The 14,622-nt window shown below is 69.9% G+C and carries 18 protein-coding genes and 1 riboswitch; of the genes, 9 read left to right on the top strand and 9 right to left on the bottom strand.

Translation table 11 applies throughout. The features are described from left to right. The 9 genes from repSA to ACZ45Q_RS27815 all read right to left on the bottom strand — a co-directional run bounded on the left by repSA (window position 1) and on the right by ACZ45Q_RS27815 (window position 5,459). On the bottom strand, window positions 1-1,377 hold the full coding sequence (repSA, locus tag ACZ45Q_RS27775) for a replication initiator protein RepSA (protein ID WP_468266204.1): 1,377 nt from the start codon (window positions 1,375-1,377) through the stop codon (window positions 1-3). Beyond that, entirely contained in the window at window positions 1,370-1,552 is a 183-nt protein-coding gene (locus tag ACZ45Q_RS27780; protein WP_468266206.1) for a hypothetical protein, read from the bottom strand. The genes repSA and ACZ45Q_RS27780 overlap by 8 nt, the downstream gene beginning before the upstream one ends. A gap of 85 nt (window positions 1,553-1,637) precedes the next feature. Further along, the gene (locus tag ACZ45Q_RS27785; RefSeq protein WP_468266208.1) at window positions 1,638-2,189 is read right to left on the bottom strand and encodes a GGDEF domain-containing protein; all 552 of its coding nucleotides are present in this window, start codon (window positions 2,187-2,189) and stop codon (window positions 1,638-1,640) included. A gap of 96 nt (window positions 2,190-2,285) precedes the next feature. Beyond that, window positions 2,286-2,600: a SpdD-like protein gene (locus ACZ45Q_RS27790; protein ID WP_468266210.1), complete on the bottom strand. Its 315-nt coding sequence runs from the start codon at window positions 2,598-2,600 to the stop codon at window positions 2,286-2,288. A gap of 12 nt (window positions 2,601-2,612) precedes the next feature. Next, window positions 2,613-2,768: a hypothetical protein gene (locus tag ACZ45Q_RS27795; RefSeq protein WP_011030192.1), complete on the bottom strand. Its 156-nt coding sequence runs from the start codon at window positions 2,766-2,768 to the stop codon at window positions 2,613-2,615. A gap of 10 nt (window positions 2,769-2,778) precedes the next feature. After that, window positions 2,779-2,970, bottom strand: coding sequence for a mobile element transfer protein (locus ACZ45Q_RS27800; protein WP_053134673.1), 192 nt, complete (start codon window positions 2,968-2,970; stop codon window positions 2,779-2,781). A gap of 19 nt (window positions 2,971-2,989) precedes the next feature. Continuing rightward, on the bottom strand, window positions 2,990-3,667 hold the full coding sequence (locus tag ACZ45Q_RS27805; RefSeq protein WP_468266213.1) for a DUF2637 domain-containing protein: 678 nt from the start codon (window positions 3,665-3,667) through the stop codon (window positions 2,990-2,992). A gap of 83 nt (window positions 3,668-3,750) precedes the next feature. Then, the gene (locus ACZ45Q_RS27810) at window positions 3,751-5,094 is read right to left on the bottom strand and encodes an FtsK/SpoIIIE domain-containing protein (RefSeq protein ID WP_468266215.1); all 1,344 of its coding nucleotides are present in this window, start codon (window positions 5,092-5,094) and stop codon (window positions 3,751-3,753) included. A 14-nt stretch (window positions 5,095-5,108) separates the two neighbouring features. Further along, complete coding sequence (locus ACZ45Q_RS27815; RefSeq protein WP_463637597.1) at window positions 5,109-5,459, bottom strand: SCO3933 family regulatory protein; 351 nt, start codon at window positions 5,457-5,459, stop codon at window positions 5,109-5,111. 149 nt (window positions 5,460-5,608) lie between these two features. Between ACZ45Q_RS27815 and ACZ45Q_RS27820 the strand changes: the two genes are divergently transcribed. The 9 genes from ACZ45Q_RS27820 to ACZ45Q_RS27860 all read left to right on the top strand — a co-directional run bounded on the left by ACZ45Q_RS27820 (window position 5,609) and on the right by ACZ45Q_RS27860 (window position 14,611). Continuing rightward, window positions 5,609-5,977 (top strand): GntR family transcriptional regulator, encoded by a 369-nt coding sequence (locus ACZ45Q_RS27820; protein WP_373902547.1) that lies wholly within the window; start codon window positions 5,609-5,611, stop codon window positions 5,975-5,977. A 234-nt stretch (window positions 5,978-6,211) separates the two neighbouring features. Continuing rightward, window positions 6,212-7,426, top strand: a complete 1,215-nt coding sequence (locus ACZ45Q_RS27825) for a helix-turn-helix domain-containing protein (RefSeq protein ID WP_468266218.1) — start codon at window positions 6,212-6,214, stop codon at window positions 7,424-7,426. 19 nt (window positions 7,427-7,445) lie between these two features. Next, window positions 7,446-7,931 carry an NUDIX domain-containing protein gene (locus tag ACZ45Q_RS27830; RefSeq protein ID WP_468266220.1) on the top strand — a complete coding sequence of 162 codons (486 nt, stop codon included), beginning with the start codon at window positions 7,446-7,448 and terminating at the stop codon, window positions 7,929-7,931. Then, window positions 7,928-8,137, top strand: coding sequence for an e9imm peptide (locus ACZ45Q_RS27835; RefSeq protein ID WP_468266222.1), 210 nt, complete (start codon window positions 7,928-7,930; stop codon window positions 8,135-8,137). The genes ACZ45Q_RS27830 and ACZ45Q_RS27835 overlap by 4 nt, the downstream gene beginning before the upstream one ends. 418 nt (window positions 8,138-8,555) lie before the next feature. Continuing rightward, window positions 8,556-9,365, top strand: coding sequence for a hypothetical protein (locus ACZ45Q_RS27840; protein WP_468266224.1), 810 nt, complete (start codon window positions 8,556-8,558; stop codon window positions 9,363-9,365). Window positions 9,366-9,489: 124 nt separating this feature from the next. Further along, window positions 9,490-10,596, top strand: coding sequence for a dual-specificity RNA methyltransferase RlmN (rlmN, locus tag ACZ45Q_RS27845; protein WP_468266226.1), 1,107 nt, complete (start codon window positions 9,490-9,492; stop codon window positions 10,594-10,596). Window positions 10,597-10,671: 75 nt separating this feature from the next. Next, window positions 10,672-10,777, top strand: a riboswitch (TPP riboswitch). A gap of 125 nt (window positions 10,778-10,902) precedes the next feature. Beyond that, the gene (locus tag ACZ45Q_RS27850) at window positions 10,903-11,940 is read left to right on the top strand and encodes a thiamine ABC transporter substrate-binding protein (protein ID WP_468266309.1); all 1,038 of its coding nucleotides are present in this window, start codon (window positions 10,903-10,905) and stop codon (window positions 11,938-11,940) included. Between the two features lie 38 nt (window positions 11,941-11,978). Further along, on the top strand, window positions 11,979-13,580 hold the full coding sequence (locus tag ACZ45Q_RS27855) for an ABC transporter permease (RefSeq protein ID WP_468266311.1): 1,602 nt from the start codon (window positions 11,979-11,981) through the stop codon (window positions 13,578-13,580). A gap of 2 nt (window positions 13,581-13,582) precedes the next feature. Continuing rightward, window positions 13,583-14,611, top strand: a complete 1,029-nt coding sequence (locus tag ACZ45Q_RS27860) for an ABC transporter ATP-binding protein (protein ID WP_468266228.1) — start codon at window positions 13,583-13,585, stop codon at window positions 14,609-14,611. The last annotated feature ends 11 nt before the right edge of the window (window positions 14,612-14,622 follow it).

A 14,622-nucleotide genomic window follows, 5' to 3' on the forward strand; every position in this document is an offset into this window, starting at 1 on the left:
TCAGTACTTCCTTTCGTCAGTGAGTTGGTCGCGTAGGGCTTCGCGAGCTGTCTCGCGGTTGAGCTGGAGGTTCCGGGCGATGGTGGCGGCGAGGACGGATTCGCCGGGTGTGTGGCCGTGGCCGGCGTACTGCCAGTCGGCGAGGACGAGGACGGTGTCCGGCTCGCGGTCGTCCAGGGCGAGGGCGGCGTGTTCCTGTGCGGCGCGGTAGTCGGCGCGTGTCTGGCGGAGGGCGCCGAGGGTGGTGGAGTAGCGGCGGGATTTGGAGGAGAAGTGGCCGCGGAAGCCGAGCATGTGAGCCCAGGCCCACAGACGGCGTTCGGGGTACAGAGGGTCGAGCACCTTGCAGGCTTCGACCAGGCGGCGGGTGTGGTCGGGGACGTCGTGCTGGTCGAGTTCGGAAAGTTCGCCGATGCGGCGGTCGAGGGTGCCGGTGATCTCGGCGGCTTTGGTGGCGTACTTGGCGACGTAGGAGGCGACGGCCTGTTCGGTGATGTCGCCGCCGTCCCCGAACGCCTTGACCGGGCGCACGTCGAGCTGTGTGCCCCAGCGGAAGGTGCGGGCCGGCTGGTCGGCGGCGGCCGGGACGGAGACGGACGTGTACGAGTGGGCGGCAGCGGCCCGGATCGCGTCGGAGAGGAGGTCGACCGTGGCCCAGGACGGCGGCGGTGTGTCAGGCCCGTCGGGTCCGTCGAGGCGGATCACGGAGTGGAAGTGCACGGCACCGCGCTTCTGGAACTCGGCAACCTTGCCGTACGACAGCCGGGCGCACTCCTTGAGTTCGCGTTGGGTGATGCCGGCACGGGCGGCGATCTCACGGCGCAGTCGTGTAGTGAAGCGCTGCCAGAGCTGTCCGGCGTGGTTGTTGAACAGCACGGCGCCCGCGTAGTCGTACGTCGTCGGGTCGAGGGCGGTGCCCAACTCCGGGGCGTCCGGGGCGTGGCGGGTGCCGCAGCGGCAGGTGCCGTGGTCGGGTCGGTTGTGGACTGGGCCGAAGGAGGGGGCGGTGAGGGTGGCGAACACGCGCGGGTGGTCTCGGACGGTGGCGGGGATGTCGCGGCGGTCGTCTCCGGCGAGTCCGGCGCGGATGAGGTGGTAGGTGTCGCCGGCGTAGGTCCAGGCGCAGGAGGGGCAGCGGGAGGCGCGGCGGTTGCCGCAGGCGAGGCGGAGGCGTCCGCCGGGCTCAACGGCGGTTGTGTAGTGGTGCAGGGTTTCGCCGGTGGTTTTGTCCTTGTGGAGGGTCCAGCCGGTGAGGTGGATGGGGTTGGCGCAGCCGCCGGTGCGGCGGATCTGGTCTTCCCAGCGGGCGTAGTCAGGGGCCGAAGCCACCCTCAGCAGGTCGCCGAGGGTGGTCGGGTCGAGCAGGGTGTCAGGCACGGGCGCCCTCCCGCGTGGGGCGGGTGGTGGTGCCGGTGCCGTGGCAGGCCGGGCAGTGGGCGGTGATGGTGCGCAGGTGGCCGCGGGCGTTGCGGCCGCCGGTGGTGATGTGGACGGAGGCGAAGCCGTCGCAGGCCGGGCAGATCCTCGGCCGGGGCGGGGTGTGGTGGGCCATGATGGTGGTTCCTTTCGATTGCGGTTGGAAGGGACGGCCCCGGGTGGCGGCGTGCTTGGCGGCTTGTGCGCCACCCGGTGGCCGGTCAGCGAGCAGGACGGGAGCCCCGGCGGCTGCGGCCCTTGGCGGCGTACATGGCCGCATCAGCGGCGGCGAGGGCATCGGTGAGCGCGGGCACCGGCAGATCAGCGACCGGGCAGACCCCCACCGAGGCGGCCAGCGGCAGGGCCGTGCCGTCGTAGTTCGTGGGCTGGTGGAGTGCGGTGGTGAGGGCGTCGAGGTCGACGGCGTCCAGGTCGCGGATGACGGCGACGAATTCGTCCCCGCCGAGTCGGCCGGCGGTTCCATGGCGTCCGCACCAGCTGCTCAGCCGGTGGGCGGTGGTGATGAGGGCGGTGTCTCCGGCGGCGTGGCCGTGGGTGTCGTTGAGGGTCTTGAAGTGGTCGAGGTCGACCAGGAGCACGGCCGCGCGGGGGTGACGGCGGATGCAGTGTTCGGCGCGGGCGGTCCAACCGGCGCGGGTGTGCAGTCCGGTGAGCGGGTCGCGGCGGGCGGAGGCGAGGCGGCGGGTGAGGACGCTGCCGTGCAGGGCCCAGCCGAGTAACGGCAGGAGGGTCGCGGCTGTCTGCGGGTCCACGGTGTTCTCCCTTTGGCGATGACGGTTGGTTTGGCGGGACGGTCAGCCCGGGGGCGCGGCGTGCTTGGCGGCTTGTGCGTCGCCCCGGTGATCCGTTCAGCGGCGGTGCTGGGCGCTGACGAGCGAGCGGATGACCAGGGCGCAGATGGCCAGCGAGGCGGCGGTGACGGCGACCGCGAGGAGCATGGAAACCAGGACGGCGCCGATGACCAGGACGACGGCGGTGCCGCCGCCGACGAGGGCGAGCGCGGTGCCCGGGGTGAGCTGTACGACCGGGCGGGGCGGAGCCGGGGCGGTGGAGGCCGGCGGCGGGGCCGGGGTGCCGGGCGTGATGGTCGTCGGCTCGACGACGGCGGGCGGGGTGACCGTGCCGGTGGGTTGGGGCATGGTCGGGTGCTTGGGCCGGAACATGGGCGGATCTCCTTACTTGACGGCGGTGTCGATGACCGGGGCCAGGAGGCTGTCGGCGAGGAGGTAGCCGCCGAGGAGAAGTACGGCGATGAGCCACCAGGGCGGGCGGATGAGCTTGACGCCGAGGACTCCGACGCAGAGCAGGGCGAACCAGAGCGGGACGTCCACGGGTGGCCTCCTAGCTGACCTTGCAGCGGTGAGTGCGGGCGGCGAGCTGGGCGGCGGACTGGGCGGTGTAGTCGGCGGACCAGCCGCAGCGGTCGTTGGTGCACACGGCGGCGTGTTTGGTGCGGCCGTGGCGATCGCGGTGAGTGCCGATCTGCACCGGGCCGATCCGCATCACGGAGTGGAAGTGGTCGCGGGCAGGCATGAGGCGGCCTCCTTTCGGGTCAGGCGAGCTGGGCGGCGATGGCGTCGGCGAGCTGGGCCGGGACGCCGAGGCGGGTGCGGAGTGTGTCGGTGTCGATGGGGTGGCCGGTGCGGTGTTCGTGGTCGGCGGCGACCTTGCGGGCGTGGTCGACCAACGCGGCCGGGACCGGCGGAGCGGGAGCCGCGGGCGGAGCCGGGACCTGCTCGGGTTCAGGTGCGGGGAGTTCCGGGGGCTCCTCGGCGTCGTCCACGCGGGCGGGGGCGTGCTCCTGGTCGACCGTGAAGGTCGGCGGTTCGGGCGCCGGTTGGTTGGGTGCCGGCGCTTCCGGCTCGTGGGTGGCGGTGTGGGCGAGGAGGGTGCCGCCCATGAAGGCCAGGGCGGGCCAGGCGGCGACGAGGATGCGGAGCCAGGCCGGGACGTCGTTCAGGTCGAGGAGTCCGGCGGTGGCGACGTTGGCGCCGAGCGAGGCGACCAGGGCAATGACGAACCAGGACCAGGCCAGCCGGGACGGTCCGTCGGTGCGCAGCCGCCGCCAGGCGGCGACCAGGAGCAGGTCGACGCTGACCGGGTAGGCCCAGGCTTTCCAGCCGTCCTGTCCGGCAGCGGCGGCCAGGTCGTGGAGGTGGGCGAAGGACAGTGCCCCGGCGATGACGGCCTGGACGAGCACGGCGTCGATGCGAAGAGCGGGGCGGGCCATCACGGCTCCTTCCTGTCTTCAGGCATGGGAGGGATAGGGACCTGGCGCGAAGGGCGGTCGCGCCGGCCGTGAATGCGGGGAGGTCAGGCGGTGGCGGGGGCTGTCTTGGACAGCGGCACCCGGGCCTTGGGCAGCGGGGCGGGGGCGGGCCGGAAGGCGGCCAGGGCGGGCACGTCGGGGGTGCGGTCCGCGTGCTTGTTGCAGATGTTCACGGCCTCCCGAAGCGTGGTATGCGGGGCGCGGATGCGGGCCCAGCCGCCGGTCGAGTCGCCCGTGATGGCGACGCCGGGGGTGTCGGTGGGGATCTGGATGGCGGCCAGGACGGCGTCGGGTGACACGTCGCCGAAGGCCATGTTCGCGGACGTTTCATCGTTGACGCGGTGGGCGGTGCGGCCGGTGAGCTGGGCGCGGAGCATGGTGATGCCCTTGCCGAGTTCGGAACCGAAGCGCTGCCCGCAGATTTCGAGGTAGATGCCGGCGGCGCGGCCGAGCTGGGCGAGGCGGACCAGGGCGGTGATGATGCGGTCGCGGCGCTTCTCCTCCTCCTTGCTCGCGAAGAGGGCGAGTTCGGCGACCTCGTCGACCAGGACCACGACCGGCACCGGCCGCAGATCCTCGGGCAGGTCCCAGATGTCGGCGGCGATCTCCGCATCCGGCACGGCGACGCTGATGCGCTGCTCGGCCCGGATGAGCTGGTAGACGTCCTCCATGTGTCCGACGAGCGCTTCGAGGAGATCGAGGGCGGTGTCGGGGTTGTCGGCGAGCGCGGAGAACCGGCGGGCCAGCGGGAAGAGTTCGACGCCTTGCTTGCAGTCGATGCCGACCAGGGCGACATGGTGCGGGGCGAGCCCGGCGACGAGGTTGCGCTGGTAGACGGACTTGCCGGACTCCGTAGCTCCCAGGATCAGGCCGTGCGGGACGGCACGGTAGTCGCGGTAGTGCACCGCCCCGTCCTCCCGCAGCGCCACAGGGATGCGCATCGGCCGGGGCGCGGCCGGAGCGGGCATCTGCACGCGCTTGAGGACGTCGTAGCCGGTCATCCGCACCTCGACCACACCCGAGCGCAGCTCGCGGGAGGTGACGCCGTAGACGCCGAAGGAGTGGCGGAGCCGGTCGGTGGCGGCGGCCACGTCGAAGGCGTCCTGGCCCGGCTGGAGCTTGAGGCGCAGGACCAGGCCGGTACGAGTGGGCCGTAACCGCAAGATGCGCGGGGGCCGGGACTCAGGCGCCGGCCGATTCGCCATCCGGGCCAGAGCCAACCGCCAGCGTGAGGGCGGGACCGTCAGCCCGCACGCTTCCATGACCGAGGCGTAGCAGACCAGGACCCGCACCGTCGCGACCAGGGCCCCGAAGGTGAGCCAGTACCAGGCGGGGCGCCGCCACCGCAGGAGACCCGCAGCAGCGACGACCACAACCACAGCGACCATGAACCACGTCATGATCAGGCAGCCTTCGAGCCCGCAGCGGCCAGCGACGTGACCGCGACCGCCCGGAACGCGATGCCGTGCCGCTTCTGGCCGTTGAACTCGTTCTCCCACGGCCGGGCGACCAGCCCCGTCAGCGCAACCGGGGTACCCATGGCCAGCTCACCGGAGATACCGGTCTCCGGGACGGTCACGGACAGGATCTCGACCTCGTCGTTGGCCGCGAACATCACGTTCACGGTCATGAGCTTCGCACCGGTCTCGGCGTCGACGGCCAGCTCACCGGTCCGGCGGTCCTTCACCTTCGGCTCCGGAGACTTGGCGACCATCACGGTCGCGGCGGAGGTGTCGACGGGGATCTGACGCATGAGAGCGCTCCTAGACGTCGTAGAACTTGACGCACTTAGTACGTCGGCTTGCTATGAGCCTGCACCTAACGCACTTAGTACGTCAAGTACTTCTCGACGGTTGTCGGTCCGGTGTGCTGCACTTAGTGCGACAAGCACGGAGAGGGGCTATGGCCGAGTTCACTGGGCGAGCGAAGTACCTGGAGATCGCCGACGACTTCAAGAGGCGCATCCGGCAGGGAGAGCTTGAGCCGGGCAAGAAGCTGCCGTCCGAGACGGAGCTGATGAACACGCACGACGTCTCGCGAACCGTGGCACGTCAGGCCATCTCACGGTTGCGTGAGGACGGCTACGCGATCTCTCACCAGGGCAAGGGCAGCTTCGTCACCCTTCCCGAGGAGCCCCGCCGGACGAAACACAGCCCGGAGTTCGAGGAGATCGCCGGGTACCTGTCGGACGTACGGCGCGAGGTGCGTCGGCTTGCGGAGCGGATGGATCAGCTTGAGCAGCTGGTCCGGAAGCAGCCGCAAGACGGCTGACCAACTCGTCTGCACGGCGCCCAATGCCCTCCACCTCCTCTGAGAGGTCCCTCAACTCTTGGCACAGCTCAACCACTTCGGCCGGGGTCAGCGGCATCGTGGCTCCTCCGTCGCGTGCTCGTCCTGGTAGCTCCTGGGGGTAGCAACAACGCTAGGAGCGAGGCGCCGCACTACCCCGGAAAATTCCTCCGGGGTCCCATAGGGAGATGGGAAGACGCTCTAGCCATGCGAGGAATGACGACGAGCCTGACGATCGGTGAGCGAGTCGCTTGGTACCGCCGCAGGCGAGGTATCTCCCAAGAGGTCCTGGCCGGGCTGGTCGGCCGCACGGTGGACTGGCTGAGCAAGGCGGAGAACAACCGGATCGAGCTGGACAGGCTCTCGGTCATCAAGGCACTGGCCGACGCCTTGGACGTAACGCTCGGCGACTTGCTGGCCGAACCGACTCTCCTGGAGTGGACAGCGGACAGCGGCACCCGCACGGTGCCGGCGCTTCGTACCGCCCTCATGAACTACCGTCAGCTGACGCCACTCTTGGGTGTTACGACCGAGGGTGAGCCGACGTCGCTCGACGAGCTACGCAGCAGCGTCGCCGAAGTCTGGGACGCCTACCAGGACTCGCGTTACGGGCTCGCGACTCGCCGACTGCCGCTCCTGTTGGCCGACGCCCTCATCGCGGTGCAGGCGTACCAGGGGCGAGAGCGAGAGCGGGCGTACGAGCTGATGGCGATGACGTATCAAGGTGCCGCGATGGTGCTGACCAAGCTCGGCGAAACCGATCTGGCCTGGATCGCTGCCGACCGTGGGCTGGCCGCAGCACAGCAGTCAGGGAACGCGGTGATCACCGGATCTCTGTTCCGCTCTGTGGCTCACTGCCTTCTTTCGAACGGCCGCTTCGACGCAGCCGTGCAGCTCGTCGGGGATGCCGGGCAGTATCTGCGGCCAGGGCTCAACGACCCGACGCCCGAGTTCCTCTCTGTCTACGGGACCCTGTACCTGGCAGGCTCCATGGCGTCGGCTCGCGCGGATGACCGAGCGACAACGGGAGACTTCCTCGAGGAAGCGGCCCAGGCAGCCCGACGACTCGGAGCCGACGCCAACCACGTCTGGACCGCGTTCGGACCGACGAACGTCGCCATCCACCGGGTGGCCACGGCAGCCGAGCTGGGAGACATGCAGATCGCGGTGGATCTCGGGCCACAGATCGACACGGCCGGGCTGCCGACGGAGCGACGTACGCGGCACAACCTCGAAGTGGCTCGTGCGCTCAGCGCGCACAACCGGATGGATGACGCGCTCGCGAAAGTCCTCGAGGCGGAGAGCTGGGCACCTGAGCAGGTGCGGAGTCACTACCTGGCCCGGGAGCTGGTGCTGACGTGGGTGCGAGGGCAACGCGGCCGGCCGAGCCGGAGTCTGGCGGACCTGGCCGACAGGCTGCATGTGGTCTGAGCTGGGTACCCTCAGCTGCATGGCAGCCAACGCACACGAAGCGAAGATGGCGCATCCGCGTATGGCAGCGGGTGCGCTTTTCTTTGACGACGCGGGTCGAGTCCTCATGGTGGAGCCCACGTACAAGGACTACTGGGACATCCCTGGAGGCTACGTCGAAACCGGTGAATCTCCTCTGCACGCTGCCGTCCGCGAGGTCCGAGAGGAGCTGGGGATTACCCCGCGCATCGGGCGACTCCTCGCAGTCGACTGGGCCCCGAACGAGGCCGAGGGGGACAAGGTGCTGTACCTCTTCGACGGCGGCCAGCTCGACCGCGAGCAGTTGGCCGGCGTCGAGCTTCAGGCCGACGAGCTGAAGAGCTTCGCGTTCCTCACTCCGGAGCAGATCACCGAGCGCACCATTCCGCGGCTGGCCCGACGCATCCTCGCAGCGACAGAGGCCCGGAACGAAGCGGCTCTGGTGTACCTGGAACACGGTCAGAAGCCAGGCGACCGCGCGGCATGAATCGCGATGAAGCCGTCGGCCTGGTGCAGCGGCTCATGGATGGTTCCTACGCGGACGACGCTGAGTGTGACGTGATGATCACGGCCCTTGAGCGCGGCACTGGCTGTCCGCACATCAGCGACTACATCTTCTGGGCTTCAGACCCTGAGCCCACAGCCGAGAAGATCGTGGACCGAGCCTTGGCGTACCGGCCGTTCGCCCTGTGATCAGAGCGCGGTAAGACTTTCCCTACTTCATCAAGGCCCGCGCACGGCGCGGGCGCGCGCCGCCTCTGCGGCGCGGCCTGCCTCCTGTCTGCGCCCCGGCTGGCCGCGCCCGGCGGCGCGCTCGGCGGCTGCGGGCATGAAGTGGGAGACACCCTCTGTGGCTGGGGCGGTCGGCTCCACGGCTTTAGGCAGCCACTTTGGGGCGAGCCTCGAAGATCATGGCCCCAACGTCGTGCTTTAGCGGGCAGGTCCACAGACTGCCCGACGCGCCGGAAGCTTACGGGGCCATGATCACTCGCCCCAAAGCAGCTCCAGCCCAAAGCCGCTCCGCCGACCTCTCCGGAAAACCACTGCGCCGAGGCTAGCCCATCTGCAACAATTCGCCGTCAGGTCGATTCCGCGAAACAGGGGAGGGCGCGTGGAGGGGGAGACGGACGAGCTGGCTGCGATTCCGGATCACGCGACCGCAGCCGCATGGAATTACTACCGGTACCACTTCGCGCAGATCCAATACATGACCTCTGCAAACTTGGTGTTCGGTGACTATGAATCCCTTCTGGAGCGTCTCGGTGTAGCGTTTTCCGAGATTGCGCCAGACGGCCCAGAGGCGCTATTCCCGCATTGGTTCAGGCGGCGGGACTTCTATAAGGCAACACTAAATAAGAACCTCCCTATCATCGCTGAATACGGCATGACGCGGTGTATCGAAAACTTCCTGTCATACGTTTCCGAGATACTGACTGAAGTCCTGTCCCGCAGGCCGCACCTCCTCAAGAGCCAAGAACAGGTGACATACGAGGAGGTCCTTGCTCACGATTCCATCGAAGAGTTCGCCGCGTGGGCGGCGGAGCGGCGCGTCAGTCAACTGTCCTTCAAGGGGTTGGAAGAAATTGCCGTCTATATCGAAAAGCGCCTTGGTCTAGCGCTGCACGACAACGACTCTGACTGGCGCACTCTTCGACGAGGTGTGGCAATTAGAAATCTAGTTGTTCACCGGCGTGGAATTGCGGATGATCGGTTCGTGCGCATTGTCCGGGATGCGGAAAAAGGTAAGCGCTACGAATTCACGCTCAGAGATTACATCAACGTAGCAGTTGGTGCGAAGCGAGTGGTCCAAACCTTCGATGAAAAGGTAGCCGAAAAGTTTGGCCTACCGCGAACCCAAGAAGACGCTGACGGATTCTGGAGAAAGGGGGTCTGGGCTAGTGATAGCAATTCGGATACTTGAGTTCCCTGGGCCGTCCCTGGGCCGTCCGAAGCCGACCAACGCTGACAGTCGGCACCCACAGGTGACCACCCCCACCCCGCTCTGGCCTGGGCTCCCCGAGTCGATCTGCGACACTGGTACAGCCATGCCTAAGCCCGGAGAACTCACTTTCGTCGCCCCGCGCGGAGCCAAGAAGCCGCCGCGGCATCTCGCCGACCTCTCGCCCGCCGAGCGCAAGGAGGCGGTCGCTGCTGTCGGGGAGAAGCCGTTTCGTGCCAAGCAGCTCTCGCAGCACTACTTCGCGCGGTACGCGCACGACCCGGAGCAGTGGACGGACATTCCGGCCGGTTCCCGGGCCCGGCTGAAGGAGGCGCTGCTGCCGGAGCTGATGACGGTCGTCCGGCATCTGTCGACCGACCAGGGCACCACCCGCAAGACGCTGTGGAAGCTGTTCGACGGCACGCTCGTCGAGTCCGTGCTGATGCGCTACCCGGACCGGGTGACCATGTGCATCAGCTCGCAGGCCGGCTGCGGGATGAACTGCCCGTTCTGCGCCACCGGGCAGGCGGGCCTGGACCGCAATCTGTCCACCGCCGAGATCGTGCACCAGATCGTGGACGGGATGCGGGCGCTCAGGGACGGCGAGGTCCCAGGCGGTCCGGCGCGGCTGAGCAACATCGTGTTCATGGGCATGGGCGAGCCCCTCGCCAACTACAACCGCGTCGTGGGCGCCATCCGCCGGCTCACCGACCCCGAGCCCGACGGCGTCGGGCTGTCCCAGCGCGGCATCACCGTGTCGACGGTCGGCCTGGTGCCGGCCATCCACCGGTTCGCCGACGAGGGCTTCAAGTGCCGCCTGGCCATCTCGCTGCACGCGCCCGACGACGAACTGCGCGACACCCTGGTGCCCGTGAACACCCGGTGGAAGGTCCGGGAGGTGCTCGACGCCGGTTTCGAGTACAGCGCCAGGTCCGGGCGCCGGCTGTCCATCGAGTACGCGCTGATCCGGGACATCAACGACCAGGCCTGGCGGGGTGACCGCCTCGGGCGGCTGCTCAAGGGCAGGCCGGTGCACGTCAACCTGATCCCGCTCAACCCCACGCCCGGCTCCAAGTGGACCGCCTCGCGCCCCGAGGACGAGAAGGCGTTCGTCGAGGCCATCGCCGCCCATGGTGTGCCGGTGACGATCCGGGACACCCGGGGACAGGAGATCGACGGGGCGTGCGGTCAGCTCGCCGCGAGCGAGCGGTAACCTGACCGTCGTAAGAGCGGCCCTGTCATCGGGCCTCTCCACAACTTCACAGCGTTGACATCGTCATCAACCACGCAATTCCGACAGGGGAGCGCCACAGCGCTGAGAGTGCGGCACCGGCCGCAGACCCTCCGAACCTGGCCCAGGTCATTCTGGGTAGGGAGATCGGTCACCACTCGAGCTGTTGCGCCCTGCCCGGGAGCCGTCGGAGGCTTCCGGGCAGGGCCGCGTCTTCTCCTGGTCACCCAGGAGGAATCAGTGAGCAACACCACCAGGCGCGTCGCCGCGGCCGTCGCCGCGCTCGGCATGGCCGGCGGCCTCGCCGCGTGCGGGTCGTCCGAGGACGGCGGCAAGGGGTCCGGCGACCCCAGAACCGTGACCCTCGTCAGCCACGACTCGTGGGCCGCGTCGAAGGACGTCATCGCCGACTTCGAGAAGACCTCCGGCTACAAGGTCAGGGTCCTGGAGGACGGCGACGCCGGGCAGGCCGTCAACAAGGCGATCCTGACCAAGGACAACCCGCAGGGCGACGTCTTCTTCGGCGTCGACAACACCCTGCTGTCGCGGGCGCTGGACAACGGCCTGTTCCAGCCGTACGAAGCCAAGGGCCTCGACCGGATCGACGCGTCCTTCAAGATCGACGACAAGCACCGGGTCACGCCCGTCGACTACGGCGACATCTGCGTCAACTACGACAAGGCGTACTTCAGCGAGCACGAGCTGGCCCCGCCCGACTCCCTGGACGACCTGACCCGGCCGGAGTACAAGAACCTCCTCGTCACCGAGAACGCCGCCACCTCCTCGCCGGGGCTCGGCTTCCTGCTCGGGACGGTGGCCGAGTACGGGGACGACGGTTGGCAGGGCTACTGGAAGAAGCTCGAGGCGAACGGCGTGAAGGTCGTCGACGGCTGGGAGCAGGCCTACAACGAGGAGTTCTCCGGCTCGGCCGGCGGCAAGCAGGCCGGCGGCGACCGGCCGCTCGTCGTCTCCTACGCCTCCTCCCCGCCCGTCGAGGTGATCTACGCCGACCCCAAGCCGGAGACCGCGCCCACGGGCGTCGCGACCGGTACCTGCTTCCGGCAGACCGAGTTCGCCGGACTGCTGAGCAACGCGAAGAACCCCGACGGCGGCAAGGCGCTCATCGACTTCCTCATCAGCCGGAAGTTCCAGGAGGACCTGCCGCTGAACATGTTCGTCCACCCGGTGGTGAAGGACGCGAAGCTGCCCGCCGAGTTCACCGAGTTCGCGCCGGCCGTCGACAGCCCCCGGACCATGGACCCGGCGAAGATCGCCGACCACCGTGACGAGTGGGTCAAGACGTGGACGTCGCTCGTACTGAAGTAGCCGCCCGCCGCACGGGGAACGCGGCGCGGCTCGCCCTCATGGCCGGGCCCGTCGCGTTCTTCGGGGTGTTCTTCGCCTACCCGGTCGCCGCGATCGTCGCGCGCGGCCTCAGGGCCGACGGCACCTGGCACCCCGGCCGGATCGGCGAGGTGCTGACCGAGCCCGGCATCCGGGACGTGCTGTGGTTCACCACCTGGCAGGCCCTGGCCTCCACCGCGCTCACCCTGCTGATCGCCCTGCCCGGCGCCTACGTCTTCGCCCGCCTCGACTTCCCCGGCAAGCAGGTGCTGCGGGCCGTGGTCACCGTGCCGTTCGTGCTGCCGACGGTCGTCGTCGGCACGGCGTTCCTGGCGCTGGTCGGGCGCGGCGGGCTCCTCGACGACCTGTGGGGCGTGCGGCTGGACACCACCGTGTGGGCGATCCTGCTCGCCCACGTCTTCTTCAACTACGCCGTCGTCGTCCGCACCGTCGGCGGCCTGTGGTCGCAGCTCGACCCCCGGCAGGAGGAGGCCGCCCGGATGCTGGGCGCCTCCCCGCTGCGGGCCTGGCGGCAGGTCACCCTGCCGGCGCTGTCGCCCGCCGTGGCCGCCGCCGCGCTGATGGTGTTCCTGTTCACCTTCACCTCCTTCGGCATCGTCCAGATCCTCGGCGGGCCCACCTTCGCCACCCTGGAGGTGGAGATCTACCGGCAGACCTCCCAGGTGTTCGACCTGTCCACGGCCGCCGTGCTCACCCTGGTCCAGTTCGCCGCGGTCGCCGCGATCCTCGCCGTGCACGCCTGGACCGTACGGCGGCGGGAGAGCGCCCTGAAACTGGTGGACGCGGCCGGCACCGCACGCCGGCCGCGCGGGGCCGGGCAGTGGGCGCTGCTGGCCGGGGTCCTGGCCACCGTCGCCCTGCTGCTCCTGCTGCCGCTCGCGGTGCTGGTAGAGCGGTCCCTGGGCGCGCCCGGCCTCGGCTACTACCGGGCGCTGACCCGGGAGGACGGCGGCGCCTTCCTCGTCCCGCCGATCGAGGCGGTCGGCAACTCGCTCCAGTACGCCGTCGTCGCCACCGCCATCGCCGTGGCCGTCGGCTCGCTCGCCGCCGCGGCGCTGGCCCGCCGGGACGCCGGCCGCCTGGTGCGCGGCTTCGACGCGCTGCTGATGCTGCCGCTCGGAGTGTCGGCGGTGACCGTCGGCTTCGGGTTCCTGATCGCCCTGGACGAGCCGCCGCTGGACCTGAGGTCCTCCTGGATCCTGGTGCCGCTGGCGCAGGCGCTGGTCGGCGTCCCCTTCGTCGTACGGACGATGCTGCCCGTGCTGCGGGCGGTGGACGTACGGCTGCGGGAGGCGGCGGCCGTGCTCGGTGCCTCGCCCTGGCGGGTGTGGCGGGAGGTCGATCTGCCGCTGGTGCGGCGGGCGCTGCTGATCGCGGCCGGCTTCGCCTTCGCCGTCTCGCTCGGGGAGTTCGGGGCGACCGTGTTCATCGCACGGCCCGACAACCCGACGCTGCCGGTCGCCGTGGCCCGGCTGCTGGGCCGGCCGGGGGATCTGAACTACGGCCAGGCGATGGCCCTCTCGACGATTCTGATGCTGGTGTGCGCCGTGGCGCTGCTCGTCCTGGAGCGGCTGCGGACCGACCGGAGCGGGGAGTTCTAGACATGCGGCCGAGTCTGCTCAGCGTCGAGGGCGCCACCGTCCGCTTCGGCGGGCGCGCGGTGCTGGACGCCGTCGACCTGGAGGTCGGCGAACACCAGGTGGTGTGCGTGCTCGGGCCCAGCGGCAGCGGCAAGTCGACGCTGCTGCGGGCGGTGGCCGGGCTCCAGCCGCTGGACGCCGGACGGGTGCTGCTCGACGGGGCGGACCGGACGGGCGTGCCCGCGCACCGGCGCGAGGTCGGGCTGATGTTCCAGGACCACCAGCTCTTCCCGCAGCGCGACGTCGCCGGGAACGTCGCCTTCGGCCCCCGGATGCACGGCGCCTCCCGTGCCGAGCAGCGGCAGCGGGTGGAGGAGCTGCTGGAGCTGGTCGGGCTGCCGGACGCCGCCCGCCGGGCCGTCGCCGGGCTGTCCGGCGGGGAGCAGCAACGGGTGGCGCTGGCCCGGGCCCTCGCGCCCCGCCCCCGGCTGCTGATGCTGGACGAGCCGCTGGGCCAGCTCGACCGCTCGCTGCGCGAACGGCTGGTCGTGGAGCTGCGGGAGCTGTTCGGCCGGCTGGGCACCACCGTGCTGGCCGTGACGCACGACCAGGGCGAGGCCTTCGCGCTCGCCGACCGGGTCGTGGTGATGCGGGACGGGCGGATCGCCCAGTCCGGGACGCCGCTGGAGGTCTGGCAGCGACCGGCCGACGCCTTCGTCGCCCGCTTCCTCGGTTTCGACAACGTGGTGGAGGCGGCCGTCGCCGGCCAGGCCGCGGACACCCCCTGGGGCAAGCTGCCGGTGCCCGAGGACTCCCCGCAGGGCACTCGGACGGTGCTGGTCCGGCCCGCCGGAATCCGGCTCGTCGACGCCGACGCGGGCCTGCCCTGCACGGTCGCCGCCCGCACCTTCCGGGGCACCCATGTCGCCGTGCACCTCCAGCCGGAGGACGCGCCCCGGCTGGAGGCGGCGTGCGCGCTGCGCGCCGCGCCCGAGGTCGGGGACCGGGTCGGGGTCGAGTTCGACGTGGCGGAAATCGTGGTGCTCGACTGATCACCCCGCTC

The sequence above is a fragment of the Streptomyces sp. NPDC031049 genome (genome assembly GCF_055571015.1).

Bases quoted from the DNA above. Each gene is read 5' to 3' on its own strand.
- ACZ45Q_RS27820 (WP_373902547.1), top strand. From the start codon at position 5,609: ATGGCCGAGTTCACTGGGCGAGCGAAGTACCTGGAGATCGCCGACGAC.
- ACZ45Q_RS27825 (WP_468266218.1), top strand. From the start codon at position 6,212: ATGACGACGAGCCTGACGATCGGTGAGCGAGTCGCTTGGTACCGCCGC.
- ACZ45Q_RS27855 (WP_468266311.1), top strand. From the start codon at position 11,979: ATGGCCGGGCCCGTCGCGTTCTTCGGGGTGTTCTTCGCCTACCCGGTC.
- ACZ45Q_RS27850 (WP_468266309.1), top strand. From the start codon at position 10,903: ATGGCCGGCGGCCTCGCCGCGTGCGGGTCGTCCGAGGACGGCGGCAAG.
- ACZ45Q_RS27780 (WP_468266206.1), bottom strand. From the start codon at position 1,552: ATGGCCCACCACACCCCGCCCCGGCCGAGGATCTGCCCGGCCTGCGAC.
- ACZ45Q_RS27800 (WP_053134673.1), bottom strand. From the start codon at position 2,970: ATGCCTGCCCGCGACCACTTCCACTCCGTGATGCGGATCGGCCCGGTG.
- ACZ45Q_RS27815 (WP_463637597.1), bottom strand. From the start codon at position 5,459: ATGCGTCAGATCCCCGTCGACACCTCCGCCGCGACCGTGATGGTCGCC.
- ACZ45Q_RS27805 (WP_468266213.1), bottom strand. From the start codon at position 3,667: ATGGCCCGCCCCGCTCTTCGCATCGACGCCGTGCTCGTCCAGGCCGTC.
- ACZ45Q_RS27810 (WP_468266215.1), bottom strand. From the start codon at position 5,094: ATGGTCGCTGTGGTTGTGGTCGTCGCTGCTGCGGGTCTCCTGCGGTGG.
- rlmN (WP_468266226.1), top strand. From the start codon at position 9,490: ATGCCTAAGCCCGGAGAACTCACTTTCGTCGCCCCGCGCGGAGCCAAG.
- ACZ45Q_RS27830 (WP_468266220.1), top strand. From the start codon at position 7,446: ATGGCAGCCAACGCACACGAAGCGAAGATGGCGCATCCGCGTATGGCA.
- ACZ45Q_RS27790 (WP_468266210.1), bottom strand. From the start codon at position 2,600: ATGTTCCGGCCCAAGCACCCGACCATGCCCCAACCCACCGGCACGGTC.
- ACZ45Q_RS27860 (WP_468266228.1), top strand. From the start codon at position 13,583: ATGCGGCCGAGTCTGCTCAGCGTCGAGGGCGCCACCGTCCGCTTCGGC.
- ACZ45Q_RS27835 (WP_468266222.1), top strand. From the start codon at position 7,928: ATGAATCGCGATGAAGCCGTCGGCCTGGTGCAGCGGCTCATGGATGGT.